The organism is Achromobacter sp. LC458 (genome assembly GCF_001005835.2).
Classification (GTDB): domain Bacteria; phylum Pseudomonadota; class Gammaproteobacteria; order Burkholderiales; family Burkholderiaceae_B; genus Achromobacter; species Achromobacter spanius_B.
Map to the genome: position 1 here is coordinate 182,209 of NZ_LBHW02000001.1, position 15,467 is coordinate 197,675.

Sequence of the window (15,467 nt, forward strand, 5' to 3'; positions counted from 1 at the left end):
TTGTATTAATACATCTATAAATACAATACGGGTCGTCGCGCAGGCCCATCGGCGGCGCATCATGCAGTCGCGCGCGAGCCCACCCTGGCCGAAGCGGGCGCAGGCGGAGGGATAAGCGGGTCAGGAGGCTTGGAGCGACGCTTTCAGGTGGCGGCGCATCAATTGCGACGCCCATTCCTGGTCGCCGGATTCCAGCGCGTCGATGATTTGCAGGTGTTCGTTGCTGGAATTGACGAAACGCGCGTCGCGATAGAACGCAGCGTGCTCTTCCAGCCGGCGCAGATGGTTTTGCTGCTGCACCGCTTGCAGGATGTAGCGGTTGCCGGAGAAGCGCGCCAGGAGCTCGTGGAACGACGCATTCAGCCCAAAAAATTCAGTAGCCGAAATGTCGGCGTCGTCGCGCTGGATCAAGGCCTCATGCGCGGCCCGCATGCGCGCCAGCGCCGGTTTGTCCACGCGGAATGTGGGCTCCAGGAGCCCGGCGCATTCCACCGTCATGCGGAAACGATAGCTTTCGTTCAGCGCTTCGGCGCTTTCCAGCGACGGGGCAAATTGCCAGCCATGCCCCTTGCGCTTCTCGATCAGGCCATCGGCCGACAGTTGCAGCAAGGTCTTGGCCAGCACACTGCGCGGCGCGTCATAGCGCTGCAACAGATCACGTTCGGTAAAGGTCTCGGGCAGTTGGCGCGACGCGCGGTCATCGATCAACTGGCGCGTCAGCTCTTCCTGCGTGGGGCCGGCCCCTTCAATGGCCGGGGGCGCTGACGCCGCAGCATGGTCGGACACGGTATAGCCGCTGTTGGGCCGATGCGTGATCAAGCCTTGAGCGGCCAGCAGGCGCAGCGCGCCGCGTACTGGCGTGCGCGACACCTCGTAAGCGGCCGCCAGTGTTTCTTCCGACAGGTGTGCGCCGGGCTCGTGCCGCCGCGCCACGATGTCTTCGGCGATGTGTCGCGCCAGGTCGACTTGCAGCGGAGTAGGGCGGGCAGGAGCGGCGGGGGGCATGGCGCGTCAGAGGGGAAAAGGGCAGGCAAGGATCGTAGGGCAATGGTACCGGAGCGCCATCGCTTTTGAATCAGACCCGGGCAAACCCTAATATTGAACTTTTTACTATATTAGTACAAAATTTGGCCGTCGATTCTGACCGTATCACCCAGGCCGCCGTTCGGCCCTATCCGGAGTTTTGCTAGCGTGACGATGCCTACCCCGTTTCCCCTGGTCGACGTCCAGGGCAGTCCTTATGAACGCGGCCGCCAGCATGGCTCGGCGGTGCCGGAACACGTGGCGCGCAGCGTGGCCTTGTATCGGGGCCAGCTGGAACGCCGTGGCGTGGACGCCGCCCGCCTGAAGGAACTGGCCGCTGCCATGGTGCCGGTGGTGGGCGACTACGACGCTGCCTACCTGGAAGAATTGCGCGGCATTGCCGATGGCGCCGGACAGTCGCTGGAAGACGTGGTGGTCATCAACTGCCGCACCGAAATGATGTTCGGCCATGCCGAACTGGGCCGGGCCCGCAAGGGGCTGGACGACGGCTGCACCGGGCTGGTCGTATTGCCCGAAGCCAGCGCCGAAGGCAAGTTGATGCACGCCCACAACTGGGACTGGCGCGAAGAATGCGTCGACACCGGCATCGTCGTGCGCATGCGCCGTGAAGACGGGCCCGACCTGTTGATGTTCACCGAGGCGGGCAGCCTGGCGCGCCACGGTTTCAACAGCGCGGGCGTATCGCTGTCCGGCAACTTCCTGTCATGCGAACAAGACTATCAACGGCCCGCGCAGGTGCCGTTGGTGCTGGTGCGCCGCAAGATGCTGGAAGCCACCAACATCTGCAACGCCATGAAAGTGCTGTGGGCGTCGCGCCGCTTCTGCTCCAACAACCTGATGCTGGCCCAGGCACAAGGCGAGGCCGTGGACCTGGAATGCGCGCCGGACGAAATCTTCTGGATCACGCCGCAGGACGGCCTGCTGGTGCATGCCAACCACTGGATCAGCCCGCCCGCGCGCGCCAAGTTGTTCGACAAGGGCCTGGCCGCCAACCCTGATTCCATCTATCGCCAGCGACGCGTCGAGGACATGCTTGCGCGCCAGGGCGGCAAGGTCGGTTGGGATGCCGTCAAGCGCATCCTGGCCGATGATTTCGCCGCGCCCGACGGCGTGCTGCGTTCGCCCAAGCCGGCCAGCTTCGACAGCATTTCGGCCACCGTGGCCACCACGCTGATGGAGCCGGAAAGCGGCGTGATGTGGATTGCGCGCAAGCCCTATGAAGGCCGCAATTTTGCTGAATACCGGCTGTTCTAAGCCGCGCCAGGAGACCATTTCATGACGTCGAAAGTCTTGCGCGGCAAGCGCGCGCTAATGTTATCCGCTGCCCTGGCCGGCGCCTTGACGGGCCTGCCGGGGCTGAGCCAAACCCAAACCCCCGCGTCGTCCCCGCTGCCCGAGATCCGCTACGCCGAAGGCTCGGGCACGCCCACGTCCGTGCCCGGCGGCCGCTCGCGCAACACGTCCACCGACAACGTGCTGGCTCACGTGGTCGAATCGCTGGTCGCGCTGCGCGCGGACATGAGCGTGGGCCCCATGCTGGCCGACAGCTGGACGCTGTCCGACGACAAGCGCAGCTATACCTTCAAGCTGCGCCAGGGCGTGACCTTCCACGATGGCTCGCCGATGACGTCAAGCGACGTCAAATGGACGTACGGCTACCTGACCGGCGCGCAGTCCGAATACGCCTGCAAGAATCTTTACGACGGCAGCAAGGGCGCCAAGGTGGTGGACGTGCAAACGCCCGACCCCGCCACCGTGGTCTTCACGCTGGATGCGCCCTATGCGCTGTTCCTGGACCAGATGGCCAGCGTGCAATGCCCGATGCCGGTGCTCAGCCCGAAAAGCGTCGACGCCGACGGCAAGTGGATCAAGCCCGTCGGCACCGGCCCGTACGTACTGGCCGAATGGAAGAAAGAACAATATGTGCTGCTGACGCCGTATGCCGGCTATGTGCCGCGTAGCGAGGCGGCCAGCGGCATGGCCGGCAAGAAAGTGGCATCGGCCAATGTGCGCTTTGTGGTGATTCCGGACGCCGCCGCGCAAAAGGCCGCGCTGATGGCCGGCCAGGTTGACGCCTACAACGCCGACGAAGACAACCTGCCGGCGAAAGACCCGCGCTGGTCCATCGTCACCGAGCAAGGGCTGGACACCGTTAACCTGTTGATGCAGACGCGCGCGCCGCTACTGTCCGACGTCAACATGCGCCGCGCCATCGCGCTGGCGCTGGATTTTCCCGCCATCGCCCGCGCGCTGAACAACGGTCAGGCGGCGTACAACCCGTCGCTGGTGCCCACCGCAAGCGTGTACTACTCCGAGGCCGACAAGGCGGGCTACGAAAAGAACCTGAACGAGGTCAAGCGCCTGTTGCAGGCCGCCAATTACCGAGGCGAAACGCTGAAGTTGCAGGCCAACAAGCGCTATCCCTACCTGTACCGCGTGGCAGTGGTCACCCAGCAGTTGCTGAACAAGGCCGGCATCAAGACCGAGCTGGACATGCTGGAATGGGGCACGCAGGTCACGAACTTTCGCGAAGGCAAGTTCCAGCTGATGGCCTTTGCGTATTCGGCGCGCACCGAGCCCGCGCTGATGTATCGCGACGTGATCGGCGACAAGTCCAGGACGCCCATGGCGCAATGGGAAAGCCCCGAGGCCGCGGCCCTACTTGAAGGCATCGAGGCCGAGTCCGACACGGCCACGCGCAAGCAGGCGTTCGACAAGCTGCACGCGCTGATGCTGCGCGATACGCCGCTGCTGATGTACTACAACAAGCCCGGCTACGTCGTCGTATCCAGCCAGCTTCACGGCTTTACCGGCTGGCCGCTGCGCAAGCCGCGTTTCTTCAACGTCACCAAGAACTGAGGCGCCGTGCTGGGCTATCTAACCAAGCGCATCGCGGCGGCGGTGCCCACGATCATCGTGGTGACAGTGCTGGTCTTCGGCATGATCCGCGCCATACCCGGCGACCCCGCGTCGCTGATGCTGGGCGACATCGACAACCCCGCGCTGCTGGCCGAAATGCGCCACGCCCTGGGCCTGGACCGCCCCGTGGGCGAACAGTTCCTGATCTGGGTCGGCAATGCGCTGCATGGCGATCTGGGCATGTCCATTGCCCGCCGCGAGCCCGTCATGCACCTGGTCCTGACGCATTTCGCGGTGACGGCGCAGGTGGTGTTGACGGCAACGTTGCTGGCCTGCCTGGTGGCCATTCCCGCCGGCATGATTGCGGCGTGGCGGCAAAACCGGCGCGCGGATACGGCCATCGTTTCCACCTCGATATTGTTCGTGTCCATGCCCAGCTTCTGGGTCGGCATTCTGCTGATCTGGCTGTTTGGCGTGAAGCTGAACTGGCTGCCCGTGTATGGCTTTGAGTCGATGGCGCAAAGCGGTCTGGGCGCGTTGAAGTACTTGGTGCTGCCGGTATGCGCCATCGTGTTGACCGAGATTGCCGCGATCACGCGGATGATGCGCGCCAGCACCATCGAAACGTTGCGGCTGGAATACGTGGCGCACGCGCGCGCCAAGGGGCTGCCCGAAAAGCGCGTGATGCTGCGGCACGTGTTGCCCAATTCCTTCGGCCCCACGCTCACCGTCATCGGCTTGATGCTGGGCCATCTGTTGTCGGGCGCGGCGGTGATCGAAACCGTCTTCACCTTGCCCGGCATCGGCCGGCTGCTGGTGGAAAGCATCTATGCACGGGACTACCCGGTGGTGCAGGGCTGCCTGCTGTTTATTGCGTTGTTGTACGTGGCGGTCAATCTGGTGGTGGATCTGCTGTATCCGCTGTTCGATCCGCGCGTGAAGCTTCAATAGGAACGTCATGACGGGTTTCAAACATACCAATGCCGTGGTGGGCGGCGCGCTGGTGGCGGGCGTGGTGCTGCTGGCGCTGGTGGGGCTGGTGTACACGCCGCACGATCCGCTGGAAGGCGATCTGCTGGCGCGCTTTTCGCCGCCGTCGTCCGAATATTGGTTGGGCACCGACGAGTTTGGTCGCGACGTCTTGTCGCGCCTGATGGCGGGCGCGGGCGTCAGCGTGGCGGTCAGCGTGTTCTCGGTGCTGCTGGCCTTGGTGCTGGGCACGACCATCGGCGTGGCGGCGGGCTATGCGGGCGGTTGGGTGGATCGTGGCATCAGCGTGTTGGTCGATTCCATGATGGCGTTTCCCGGCTTGCTGCTGGCGCTGGGCATCATGACGGTGCTGGGGCCGTCCAAGTGGGGCGTGGTGCTGGCGCTGGGCCTGGCGTATTCGCCATCCGTCTCGCGCATTGCGCGCGGCGCGGCGCTGTCGCTGCGGCAGCGTGACTTCGTCATCGCCTCGCGCGCCACCGGGCATAGCGGCCTGTGGACGGTGTTCCGCCACGTGCTGCCCAACTGCGTGGCGCCGCTGCTGATCTTCGCAACGTCCATCTTCGGGTCGGCGCTGCTGGCGGAAAGCGCCTTGTCCTTTCTGGGGCTGGGCGTGCCGCCACCCTTGGCGACGTGGGGCGGCATGCTGTCCGAAAGCCGCAACGCCATGGACCAGGCGATCTGGCTGGCGCTGTTTCCGGGCGCGATGATTTCGCTAAGCCTGCTGGGCATCAACCTGCTGGGCGACGCCGTGCGCGACCGCCTGGATCCGCGCATGCGGGGGGTGACGGCATGAACGCACCTGACCTTTCCCTGGCCGGCGCTGCGCCCTTGTTGTCGGTGCGCGATCTGGAAATCCGCTTTCCCGGCAAGCGCGATGCCGCACCGGTGGTAAACCGCGTGTCCTTTGACCTGAAGGCGGGTGAATCGCTGTCCATCGTGGGCGAATCCGGCAGCGGCAAGACGCTGATCGGCAAGGCGCTGTTGGGCCTGTTGCCGGATGCCGCGCGCATGACTAACGGGCAGGCATTGTTCGACGGCCGCGACGTGCTGCCGCAAAGTGCGCGCGACTGGCAGGCCACGCGCGGCACCGGTATCGGCATGGTGTTCCAGGAACCCATGGTGTCCCTGAACCCCGCGTTCCGCGTGGGCGAACAGCTGACAGAAGCCCTGGTCCTGCGCCGGGGCATGACGCGCAGCGCGGCCTGGGATGCGGCCGTTCAGATGCTGGAACGCGTGCGGGTGCGCGATGCGCGCGATTGCATGAAGCGGTATCCCCACGAGTTCTCGGGCGGCATGCGGCAGCGCATCCTGCTGGCCGGCGTCATGCTGCTCAAGCCGCGCCTGTTGATCGCCGATGAACCCACCACCGCGCTGGACTGTGTCGTGCAAAAAGAAGTCCTGGACCTGATGGTCGAACTGACGCGCGAGCAAGGCACGGCGCTGATCTTCATCAGCCACAATCTGGCGCTGGTGGCCGCGTACACGCAGCGCGTGCTGGTGATGTGCCGGGGGCGCGCGGTGGAAACGGGCGAGGTGTCGCAAGTGCTGTCGCGCCCGGCGGACCCGTACACCCTGAGCTTGCTGGACGCGCTGCCCAAGCGCGGTCCGGCGCGCGCGCCTGTGACGGGTGCGCCGATCTTGCAGGTGGATCAACTGGCCATCGACTACGCCGTACGCGGTGGCTGGCGCCGCAAGCGATTCGTGCGCGCGGTGCATCAGGCGAGCTTTCACGTGGCGCCCGGTGAAACGCTGGCCATCGTGGGCGAATCCGGCAGCGGCAAGACGACCGTCATGATGTCGATTCTGGGCCTGGTGCCGCAGGCGCAGGGGCGCATTGCGCTGGATGGGCAAGCGTTGCCGCCGGGCGGCGAGGGTGGCATCTGGCGCACGGCGCGCCGCCGCATTCAGATGGTCTTCCAGGACCCGTACTCGTCGCTCGATCCGCGCATGACCATCGGCGCGCTGGTGGGCGAGGGGCTGCGGCTGGAAGCGGGCATCACGCCGGATGCCCGGCAACAGCGCGTGGATCAGGCGTTGCGCGATGTGGGTTTGGGCGACGGCTATGCCGAGCGCTATGCGCATGAGCTGTCGGGCGGGCAACGCCAGCGCGTCGCCATTGCGCGGGCGCTGGTGATGCGGCCGGAAGTGATCATCGCGGACGAACCCGTGTCGGCGCTGGACGTGACCGTGCAGAAGCAGGTTCTGGAAACGCTGATGTCATTGCAGCGTTCCTATGGCTTTGCGTGTCTGTTGATCTCCCATGACCTGGGCGTGGTCGAGCAGATCGCCGACCGCGTGGTCGTCATGCTGCGCGGGCATATCGTCGAAGAGGGATCGCGCGACGAGGTGTTCGACCATCCGACGCATCCGTACACGCGCCGGCTGTTGCAGGCCGTGCCCGAATTGCGCGGCAATGCGGCAGACGGATTCCGTGTGCAAGTGCGCGAGTTGCCCGCCGGCACGCGCCGCGCCGATGCGGACTACTTTGATCCGTCCCGCAGCGCGGACGAGGCCGCGCCTGCCATGACGCCGGTGGCCGCATCCGGCGCCACGCATCGCGTTGCGCTGGCAGCCGGCGTGGCGTTGGCCGAAACGGTAGCCGCCTGACGCGTCAGCCGTGCCGGCTGCGGCTGTCGGCGGGCGCTTCGTCGCGCGCGTTCATGCCGTAGTCGCGCAGCACCTGCGCGACGCGCAGCCGATAGTTCTGGAACACGCCGCTGCGTCCCGCTTCCTGGGCGCGGCGATGCGACTCCAGCGAGCGCCAGCGCTTGACGGCGTCTTCATCGCGCCAGAACGACAGGGACAGCAGCTTGCCCGGCGTGCTGAGGCTTTGAAAGCGTTCCACCGAGATGAAGCCGTCGATGGCCTTGAGCTCGTCGATCAAACCGGCGGCAATGTGCAGATAGGGATCGGGGTTGCCATTGGCGGGTTCAACTTCGAATATCACGGCGATCATGGTGCGGGTTCCTTTGAAAATGCAAACTGCGGCACGCGTGCGTTGGGCAGCGGCCGATACTGGACGCGGGATGCCAGGGCGGCCGCGTCGGCGCCTGCGTGCAGCAGATGGAGCAGCGCGCCCGATAGGAAATCCGGCTGCCAGTATCCGCCGCCCGGGCATGCAACGATTCGATGCCGGCCGAACTATGCCTGCGGCGTGTCCGGCACGCGGGCGCCCGCTACGCGCAGCACCGCCGCGTAGCCCTGGCGTGAGTCCGGCCATTGCAGCGTGAAGCCGCTGGCGCGCAGCCGCGCGTTGCTGAGCTTCTTGCTGCCCACATTGGCGGGGGCAGGGGCGATACGTGGCGCGGGCGCGCCTATCATGGCAGCGAGATCGGCGTAAAGCGTGTGCAGCGGCAGCGGGGTGTCGTCGCACCCGATATAAACCGGTTCAACCTTGGGCAACAGCGCCAGATGCAGCACGGCGGCGGCCGCGTCGTCGATATGGATACGGTTGGCCCAATGTTCAGGCTGCGTCGGCGCGCCCGCCGCGCCGCTGCGCAGGCGTTCGATCAATTGCAGCCGGCCAGGCCCGTACAGCCCCGCCAGCCGCAGCGCGGTAGACGACAGGCCGCGCGCGGCCAGCGCGGCTTCTGCTTCAAGCAGAATCTTGCCGTTGAAGCCTTGCGGCGCGGGCGGCGTGTCTTCGGTGACCCAGTCGCCATGGTGTTCGCCATACACGGCGCTGGATGACACGAACACCACGCGCTTGAGCCGCGACGTGTCCAACAGGTTCAGCACGTTCTGCAAGCCGTCGATGAAGACGCCGCGATACAAGGCCGGGTCGCGCCCACCGGGGGCGGGCAGGTGAATCAGCCGTGTCACGCCTGATGGCAACGCGGGCAGGGAATCCGCGCGGGTAATGTCGCCTTGCAGCCATTGGATGCCGCTGTCGTCGGGAGGTTGGCGGCGCAGCGCGTGCACGTGGTCCCCGCGCGCCAGGAAACGCCGGGCCACGCGCTGGCCAAGGTCACCGCAGCCAATGAGCAATACGCGTTCAGTCATGATGTGCCGCCTGAAAAAAAAGGCACCCAAGAGGTGCCTTGTTGCTGGGGATACGCCCGGCCAGGATTACATACCGCTATACACCGGCCCTTCGCCGCCTTGCGGGGCCACCCAGACGATGTTCTGCGTGGGGTCCTTGATGTCGCAAGTCTTGCAGTGCACGCAGTTCTGCGCGTTGATCTGCAAGCGGTCCTCGCCGTGATCGTCCTTGATGAACTCGTACACGCCGGCCGGGCAGTAGCGCGATTCCGGGCCGCCGTACTTGGCCAGGTTCACCTGCACCGGCACTGACGGGTCTTTCAGGGTCAGGTGGACGGGCTCGTTTTCTTCATGGTTGGTGTTCGAAATGAACACCGAACTGAGCTTGTCGAACGTCAGCTTGCCGTCGGGCTTGGGGTAGTCGATGCGCGCGCATTCCGACGCCGGTTGCAGACAGGCATGGTCGGGCTTGTTGTGGCGCAAGGTCCAGGGCATCTTGCCCTTGAGCAGCAACTGCTCGACTCCGGTCATCACGGTGGCCACCGTGCGGCCCTTCTTGAACCACTGCTTGAAGTTGCGGGCCTTGTTCAATTCGGTGTGCAGCCAGGACGCTTCGAAGGCCTGCGGATACGCGGCCAGTTCGTCTTGGCGGCGGTCGGCCAGCAAGGCGTCGAACGCGGCTTCGGCGGCCATCTTGCCCGACTTGATGGCGGCGTGGCTGCCCTTGATGCGCGAGGCGTTCAGGAAACCGGCTTCGCAACCCACCAGCACGCCACCCGGGAAGGTCAGCTTGGGCAGCGACATCAAGCCGCCCGCCGTGATGGCGCGCGCGCCGTATGCGATGCGCTTGCCGCCTTCGAACGTGCCGCGTATGGCGGGGTGCGTCTTGTAGCGTTGGAATTCTTCGAACGGCGACAGCCAGGGGTTGGCGTAGTCCAGGCCGACAATCATGCCGACGGCCACCAGGTTGTTGTCCAGGTGGTACAGGAACGAACCGCCGTAGGTGTCGGAATCCAGCGGCCAGCCGGCTGTGTGGATAACCAGGCCGGGCTTGGATTGCGCCGGGTCCACTTCCCACATTTCCTTGATGCCGATGCCGTAGGACTGCGGGTTGCGCCCGTCGTCCAGCTTGAAGCGTTCGATCAGCTGGCGGCCCAGCTGGCCGCGCGAGCCTTCGCCGAACACGGTGTAGCGGGCATGCAGTTCCATGCCGGGCTGGTAGTGGTCGGTGTGCGAGCCGTCGCGGGCCACGCCCATGTCGCCGGTGGCCACGCCACGGACGGCGCCGTTTTCGTCGTACAGCACTTCAACCGCGGCAAAGCCCGGGAAGATGTCCACGCCCAGCGCTTCGGCTTGCTCGCCCATCCACTTGACGACGTCGCCCAGACGGACGATGTAGTTGCCTTCGTTGTGGAAACAGGGCGGCAGCAGCCAGTTCGGCGTGGTGCGCGCGCCGGTCTGGGACAGGAACATGAACTTGTCCTGCGTGACCGGCACGTTCAGCGGCGCGCCTTTTTCTTTCCAGTCGGGAATCAGCTCGGTCAGCGCCAACGGGTCCATGACGGCGCCGGACAGGATGTGCGCACCCAGCTCCGCGCCCTTCTCAAGCACGCATACGCCGATTTCCTGATTCTTTTCAGCGGCCAGCTGCTTTAGACGGATTGCGGTGGCCAGGCCGGCGGGTCCACCGCCAACCACGACCACGTCATATTCCATCGACTCGCGTTCAGACATTTGCAAAGCTCCCCGTATGTATTCCATATTTGGCTGGAAGTAATATCGGCGATTGTATTGCAGGCGGAGGCCGTGTATGCCTTCGTATTTCTTTTAGTCTTCAGGAGTAATTGGTGAACCCGGACAATCTGTCTGCGCGGATTCTGGCGGTGGGCGATACCCATCAGACCGAATTGCCTTTGCGTTGGGGCGACTCTGACGCCTTGAATCATCTGAACAACACGCTGTATTTCCGCCTCATGGAAGAGGCCCGCATGCAGATCCTGTACGACGCGGGCTTTGCGTTGCCCGCCGATAACGGCGCGATCCTGGCCCACGCCTCGTGCGATTTCCTGCGTCCGCTGACCTACCCGGCTACGGTCCGAGTCACGCACAAAGTCACGCGCATTGGCCGCTCAAGCGCCGAATTCGAGCTGCTGCTTGAGAAGGTCGGCGACGACGCCGGGCCCTATGCGCGCGGTCGCAACGTGCTAGTCTGGATGGATTACGTGGCCAATACGTCCGCACCGTGGCCGCCCGAAGTGCTGGCCCAAATGGCGACGCAATTCCAGGCGGCGGCGTCAGAATAACGGCGCTAAAACGCCCGTCATGCCGTTAAAATCAAGCGCAAAATCACGAAAAATAAAGGGGCGCGCCACCCTCGGCGCCGCAACCCAGAGACATCGGACAGTGTCTTGATGCCATCTGGGGCCGACGCCGGCAGCCGCGCTCCAGGAAAAACAGGGCTCACCCCGGCTTTCTTTGATCCCATGGGACACACCGCGCAAGCGGCGGGGCGGGCTCTCTTCGGTTAGACCTTAACTAGGAGTTGGAGCGATGGACAAGGTTTTTGCAAGCGCCCAGGAGGCGCTGGCAGGCATCGTCAAGGACGGTCAGATGATCGCCGTGGGCGGTTTCGGCCTTTGCGGTATTCCCGAAGCCCTGATCGCCGCGCTGCGCGATTCGGGCGTGAAGGACCTGACTTGCATCAGCAACAATGCGGGCGTCGACGGCTTTGGCCTGGGCCAGCTGCTGAACACGCGTCAGGTGCGCAAGATGATCGCGTCCTACGTGGGCGAGAACAAGGAATTCGAACGCCAGTACCTGTCCGGCGAGCTCGAACTTGAATTCACCCCGCAGGGCACGTTGGCTGAAAAGCTGCGCGCAGGCGGCGCGGGCATTCCCGCCTTCTTCACCCGCACGGGCGTGGGCACCATCGTGGCCGACGGCAAGGAAATCCGCGAATTCGACGGCCAGCAATACGTGATGGAGCGTTCGCTGGTGCCGGACGTGTCGCTGGTCAAGGCGCACATCGCCGACCGCAGCGGCAACCTGGTGTTCCGCAAGACGGCCCGCAACTTCAACCCGAACGTCGCGATGGCCGGCAAGTTCACGGTGGTCGAGGTTGAACAGATCGTTGACACCGGCAGCCTGGATCCCGATCAGATCCACCTGCCCGGCATCTATGTGCAACGGATCGTGCTGAACACGACGCCGGAAAAGCGCATCGAACAACGCACCACTCGCCCGGCCTAAGGAGAAGACGACATGGCATGGTCCCGCGATGAAATGGCGGCGCGCGCCGCGCGCGAGCTGCAAGACGGTTTTTATGTGAACCTGGGTATCGGCTTGCCGACCCTGGTTGCCAACCACGTGCCCAAGGGCGTGGAGGTGTGGCTGCAATCCGAAAACGGCCTGTTGGGCATTGGCCCGTTCCCTACCGATGATGAAGTCGATGCCGACCTGATCAACGCCGGCAAGCAGACGGTAACGACGTTGCCGGGCTCGTCGATCTTTTCGTCGGCCGATTCGTTCGCGATGATCCGCGGCGGCAAGATCAACCTGGCCATCCTGGGCGCGATGCAGGTGTCCGAAAAGGGCGATCTGGCCAACTGGATGATTCCCGGCAAGATGGTCAAGGGCATGGGCGGCGCGATGGACCTGGTGGCCGGCGTCGGCCGCGTCGTGGTCCTGATGGAGCACGTGGCCAAGAAGAAGGACGGCACGGAAGACATCAAGCTGCTGCCCGAATGCAATCTGCCGCTGACGGGCGTGGGCGTGGTCGACCTGATCATTACCGACCTGGGCGTGATGGAAGTCACCGAAAACGGCCTGAAGCTGCTGGAAACGGCGCCGGGCGTCACGGTGGACGAAATCCAGTCCAAGACGCTGGCCAAGCTGGACGTGTCTTCGGTCAAGTAAACGGCCCTTGTAGGCGACCGTTGTAGGCGACCCTTGTAGGCGACCCTGGATGCACCAATGAAAACGCCCCGCAAAGGGGCGTTTTCATTTCTGCGGTAGGGGGCGCGAGGCGCTACGCCGCCGCGTCCAGGCGCATCCCCACATGCGGGATGCCGTCTTCAATGTATTCCTCGGTGACCTGCACAAAGCCGTGCCCGCCGTAGTAGTTGCGCAGCCGCGCCTGCGCGCCCAGATACATGGCGCGGCCCGGCCAGCGTTGGCGCACTTCGGCCATGGCATGGCGGATCAGCTCGTGGCCCAGGCCCTGGCCGCGCGTCCAGGGTGCGGTGATCACCCGGCCGACTTCAATCTGGCCGTCTTTCAGCGACGGGTCCAGGATGCGGCAATACGCGGCCAGCTGCCCGTCCTGCCATGCCATCAGGTGCGACGTCTGGCCCATCAGGTCCTTGCCGTCGATGTCCTGGAAAACGCAATTTTGCTCAACGACGAACACTTCCGTGCGCAGCCGAAGAATCGCGTAGATCTCCGGCACGGTGAGTTCCTGGTGGGGTTTGCAGATCCAGTCGGGCATTGCGGCAGTCCAAGTCAGCGGGTCGATAAGGGAAAAGCAGAGCGCCGATAGCGTACCTCAAAGCGGCCCCGTTTTTTTTCGGTGTCTATCCGGCTTCCGCTTCGCCGCCCATCCCGACCTATCCACCGTTGTTACATAAATTCACGGGTATACCCTGAGTATGAAAAGGAATTTTCTTATTTAAAATTTGCGTGTAAACAGATTTACACAATCGCCAGATAAGCCGAACCCCCGCAAACGATGAACAAGGCCGTACTTACGATCGCTGATCGGATCGCCCGGGCCCAGCCCGCGCTGAGCCGGACGCAGCACAAGATGGCCGAATACGTGTTGGCGCACCAGTTTCGCGTCGCCACCATGACCATCGACGAATTCGCGGCGGCAGTGGGCGTTTCCGTGGCCACGGCGAATCGCTTTGCGCGCGCGCTGGATCTGCCCGGCTACCCCCAGTTCCGTGCCGAACTGGCGCGTGGCTTCGAAGCCGCGCTGGAACCCGTGGAAAAGCTGCGCACCGAATTGGCCCATTCCGCCAGTGCCGTGCAGATCTTTGCCGCCACGCTGGAAGAAGACATCCGCAACGCCCAACGCAACTTGCAGTCGCTGGATTCCGCGGCCTGTGAGCAGGCGGTGCAGGCGATCCTGGCGGCCGAACGCGTGTTCATCATCGGTTTCGGCGCCAGCGGTTTCCTGGCCGGCCTGCTGCAACGCGGCCTGTGCATGCACCTGCATTCCGTTGAATCGCTGGCAGGCCCCGGCGGCGTGTCGCACGCGGCTCGGCAGATGTCGCGCATGACGTCCAACGACCTGGTGATCGCGATCGGTTTCCCTCGCTATCTGGCCGACACGGTCACGCTGGCCGCCGCCGCCAAGCAGGCCGGCGTGCCGGTGCTGGTGCTGACCGACAAGCCCACATCGCCGTTGGCGCCGACGGCCTCCGTTGTGCTGTACGCGTTTTCCGCGCGCCAGCTGATTCCCAATTCCGAAACCGCCGCGCTGGGCCTCATCGAAGCCCTGTCCGCGGCCGTGGCCTATCGGGCCAAGAATTCCGTTGCGGCAGCCGCTGGGGTGACCCAGTCCGTGATGCCGTGGCTTATCCATGGAGTAGGTAAACGATGATTCAACCCGTGATTGCCATTCACGGTGGCGCCGGCGCGATGTCCCGCGCGGCCATGTCGCCCGAGAAAGAACAGGAATACCTGGCCGCCCTGGAGTCCATCCTGACGGCCGGCCAGGCCGTGCTGGCCCGTGGCGGCAGCGCCCTGGACGCCGTTACCGAAGCCGTGCGCCTGCTGGAAGATTGCCCGCTGTTCAACGCGGGCCACGGCGCCGTGTTCACCAGCGCCGCCACGCACGAACTGGATGCCGCCATCATGGACGGCGCCACGCTGCGTTCGGGCGCGATTGCCAACGTCAATTGCGTGCGCAACCCCATTTTTGCCGCGCGCAAAGTCATGGAAAACAGCAAGCACGTGCTGTTCGTGGGCGAGGGCGCTGAAGCCTTCGCCAAGGCCGAAGGCCTGGAGATCGTGGACCCGTCCTATTTCTCTACCGACGCCCGCCGCGAACAACTGCTGCGCGTGCAGCGCGAAACGCCTGACGCCGCCGTGCTCGACCACGACGGCCAGGCCATGGTCGCGCGCGGCCAGCCCGCACCCGCCGACCCGCTGGACGCCGACAAGAAGTTCGGCACGGTGGGCGCGGTGGCAGTCGACGCGCAAGGCAACGTGGCCGCGGCCACCTCGACCGGCGGCATCACCAACAAGCAGGTCGGCCGCGTGGGCGATGCGCCCTTGATCGGCGCCGGCACCTACGCCAGCAACAAGACCTGCGCGGTATCCACCACGGGCACCGGCGAGATGTTCATCCGCATGGTCGCCGCTTACGACGTGGCGGCACAGATGGAATACAGCGGCGCGTCGCTGCAAGAGGCGGCCGACCGCGTCGTGATGGAAAAACTGCCCACCATCGGCGGCAAGGGCGGCCTGGTGGCCGTTGACGCCCAGGGCAATGTGGCCTTGCCGTTCAACACGGAAGGCATGTATCGCGGTTACGCCCGCGTTGGCGAAAAGCCGGTCACCGCTATCTACCGATAAGCGTGACGGGTTCT

General features: G+C 64.7%; 15 protein-coding genes. 10 read left to right on the top strand and 5 right to left on the bottom strand.

The window, feature by feature from the left end; genetic code table 11:
* Positions 1 to 120 precede the first annotated feature (120 nt).
* On the bottom strand, positions 121 to 1,005 hold the full coding sequence (locus YH64_RS00835; protein WP_046802625.1) for a GntR family transcriptional regulator: 885 nt from the start codon (positions 1,003 to 1,005) through the stop codon (positions 121 to 123).
* A gap of 192 nt (positions 1,006 to 1,197) precedes the next feature.
* Between YH64_RS00835 and YH64_RS00840 the strand changes: the two genes are divergently transcribed.
* The 5 genes from YH64_RS00840 to YH64_RS00860 are packed head-to-tail and all read left to right on the top strand — an operon-like array spanning position 1,198 to position 7,500.
* A complete protein-coding gene (locus YH64_RS00840) occupies positions 1,198 to 2,298 on the top strand; it encodes a C45 family peptidase (protein ID WP_046802626.1) in 1,101 nt (366 codons plus the stop codon).
* A gap of 21 nt (positions 2,299 to 2,319) precedes the next feature.
* Positions 2,320 to 3,903 carry an ABC transporter substrate-binding protein gene (locus YH64_RS00845; RefSeq protein ID WP_052945918.1) on the top strand — a complete coding sequence of 528 codons (1,584 nt, stop codon included), beginning with the start codon at positions 2,320 to 2,322 and terminating at the stop codon, positions 3,901 to 3,903.
* 6 nt (positions 3,904 to 3,909) lie between these two features.
* Positions 3,910 to 4,854: an ABC transporter permease gene (locus tag YH64_RS00850; RefSeq protein ID WP_046802627.1), complete on the top strand. Its 945-nt coding sequence runs from the start codon at positions 3,910 to 3,912 to the stop codon at positions 4,852 to 4,854.
* A 7-nt stretch (positions 4,855 to 4,861) separates the two neighbouring features.
* Complete coding sequence (locus YH64_RS00855; RefSeq protein ID WP_046802628.1) at positions 4,862 to 5,686, top strand: ABC transporter permease; 825 nt, start codon at positions 4,862 to 4,864, stop codon at positions 5,684 to 5,686.
* Entirely contained in the window at positions 5,683 to 7,500 is a 1,818-nt protein-coding gene (locus YH64_RS00860) for an ABC transporter ATP-binding protein (RefSeq protein ID WP_046802629.1), read from the top strand. Before YH64_RS00855 ends, YH64_RS00860 begins: the two co-directional genes overlap by 4 nt.
* Positions 7,501 to 7,504: 4 nt before the next feature.
* On the opposite strand, the gene YH64_RS00865 is transcribed toward YH64_RS00860, so the two are convergent.
* The 3 genes from YH64_RS00865 to YH64_RS00880 form a co-directional block, all read right to left on the bottom strand.
* Positions 7,505 to 7,849, bottom strand: coding sequence for an antibiotic biosynthesis monooxygenase (locus YH64_RS00865; protein WP_046802630.1), 345 nt, complete (start codon positions 7,847 to 7,849; stop codon positions 7,505 to 7,507).
* A gap of 185 nt (positions 7,850 to 8,034) precedes the next feature.
* Positions 8,035 to 8,895, bottom strand: a complete 861-nt coding sequence (locus tag YH64_RS00875; RefSeq protein WP_046802631.1) for an NAD-dependent epimerase/dehydratase family protein — start codon at positions 8,893 to 8,895, stop codon at positions 8,035 to 8,037.
* A gap of 66 nt (positions 8,896 to 8,961) precedes the next feature.
* A complete protein-coding gene (locus YH64_RS00880) occupies positions 8,962 to 10,608 on the bottom strand; it encodes an electron transfer flavoprotein-ubiquinone oxidoreductase (protein WP_046802632.1) in 1,647 nt (548 codons plus the stop codon).
* 113 nt (positions 10,609 to 10,721) lie between these two features.
* Here YH64_RS00880 and YH64_RS00885 point away from each other — a divergent pair, with 113 nt between their 5' ends.
* The 3 genes from YH64_RS00885 (at position 10,722) to YH64_RS00895 (ending at position 12,789) form a co-directional block, all read left to right on the top strand.
* Positions 10,722 to 11,177: a thioesterase family protein gene (locus tag YH64_RS00885; protein ID WP_046802862.1), complete on the top strand. Its 456-nt coding sequence runs from the start codon at positions 10,722 to 10,724 to the stop codon at positions 11,175 to 11,177.
* A gap of 247 nt (positions 11,178 to 11,424) precedes the next feature.
* Positions 11,425 to 12,123, top strand: a complete 699-nt coding sequence (locus tag YH64_RS00890) for a CoA transferase subunit A (RefSeq protein ID WP_046802633.1) — start codon at positions 11,425 to 11,427, stop codon at positions 12,121 to 12,123.
* A gap of 12 nt (positions 12,124 to 12,135) precedes the next feature.
* Positions 12,136 to 12,789 (top strand): CoA transferase subunit B, encoded by a 654-nt coding sequence (locus tag YH64_RS00895; RefSeq protein WP_046802634.1) that lies wholly within the window; start codon positions 12,136 to 12,138, stop codon positions 12,787 to 12,789.
* A gap of 112 nt (positions 12,790 to 12,901) precedes the next feature.
* Here YH64_RS00895 and YH64_RS00900 read toward each other — a convergent pair whose 3' ends face one another.
* The gene (locus YH64_RS00900) at positions 12,902 to 13,360 is read right to left on the bottom strand and encodes a GNAT family N-acetyltransferase (RefSeq protein WP_046802635.1); all 459 of its coding nucleotides are present in this window, start codon (positions 13,358 to 13,360) and stop codon (positions 12,902 to 12,904) included.
* Between the two features lie 240 nt (positions 13,361 to 13,600).
* On the opposite strand from YH64_RS00900, the gene YH64_RS00905 reads away from it, so the two are divergent.
* Positions 13,601 to 14,476, top strand: coding sequence for a MurR/RpiR family transcriptional regulator (locus YH64_RS00905; protein WP_046802636.1), 876 nt, complete (start codon positions 13,601 to 13,603; stop codon positions 14,474 to 14,476).
* The gene (locus YH64_RS00910; protein WP_046802637.1) at positions 14,473 to 15,453 is read left to right on the top strand and encodes an isoaspartyl peptidase/L-asparaginase family protein; all 981 of its coding nucleotides are present in this window, start codon (positions 14,473 to 14,475) and stop codon (positions 15,451 to 15,453) included. Before YH64_RS00905 ends, YH64_RS00910 begins: the two co-directional genes overlap by 4 nt.
* Positions 15,454 to 15,467 lie beyond the last annotated feature (14 nt).

Excerpts from the sequence above, each read along its gene's own strand:
- YH64_RS00835 (WP_046802625.1), bottom strand. The coding sequence starts at position 1,005 with ATGCCCCCCGCCGCTCCTGCCCGCCCTACTCCGCTGCAAGTCGACCTG.
- YH64_RS00905 (WP_046802636.1), top strand. The coding sequence starts at position 13,601 with ATGAACAAGGCCGTACTTACGATCGCTGATCGGATCGCCCGGGCCCAG.
- YH64_RS00890 (WP_046802633.1), top strand. The coding sequence starts at position 11,425 with ATGGACAAGGTTTTTGCAAGCGCCCAGGAGGCGCTGGCAGGCATCGTC.
- YH64_RS00855 (WP_046802628.1), top strand. The coding sequence starts at position 4,862 with ATGACGGGTTTCAAACATACCAATGCCGTGGTGGGCGGCGCGCTGGTG.
- YH64_RS00880 (WP_046802632.1), bottom strand. The coding sequence starts at position 10,608 with ATGTCTGAACGCGAGTCGATGGAATATGACGTGGTCGTGGTTGGCGGT.
- YH64_RS00900 (WP_046802635.1), bottom strand. The coding sequence starts at position 13,360 with ATGCCCGACTGGATCTGCAAACCCCACCAGGAACTCACCGTGCCGGAG.
- YH64_RS00910 (WP_046802637.1), top strand. The coding sequence starts at position 14,473 with ATGATTCAACCCGTGATTGCCATTCACGGTGGCGCCGGCGCGATGTCC.
- YH64_RS00860 (WP_046802629.1), top strand. The coding sequence starts at position 5,683 with ATGAACGCACCTGACCTTTCCCTGGCCGGCGCTGCGCCCTTGTTGTCG.
- YH64_RS00875 (WP_046802631.1), bottom strand. The coding sequence starts at position 8,895 with ATGACTGAACGCGTATTGCTCATTGGCTGCGGTGACCTTGGCCAGCGC.
- YH64_RS00865 (WP_046802630.1), bottom strand. The coding sequence starts at position 7,849 with ATGATCGCCGTGATATTCGAAGTTGAACCCGCCAATGGCAACCCCGAT.
- YH64_RS00845 (WP_052945918.1), top strand. The coding sequence starts at position 2,320 with ATGACGTCGAAAGTCTTGCGCGGCAAGCGCGCGCTAATGTTATCCGCT.
- YH64_RS00840 (WP_046802626.1), top strand. The coding sequence starts at position 1,198 with ATGCCTACCCCGTTTCCCCTGGTCGACGTCCAGGGCAGTCCTTATGAA.
- YH64_RS00895 (WP_046802634.1), top strand. The coding sequence starts at position 12,136 with ATGGCATGGTCCCGCGATGAAATGGCGGCGCGCGCCGCGCGCGAGCTG.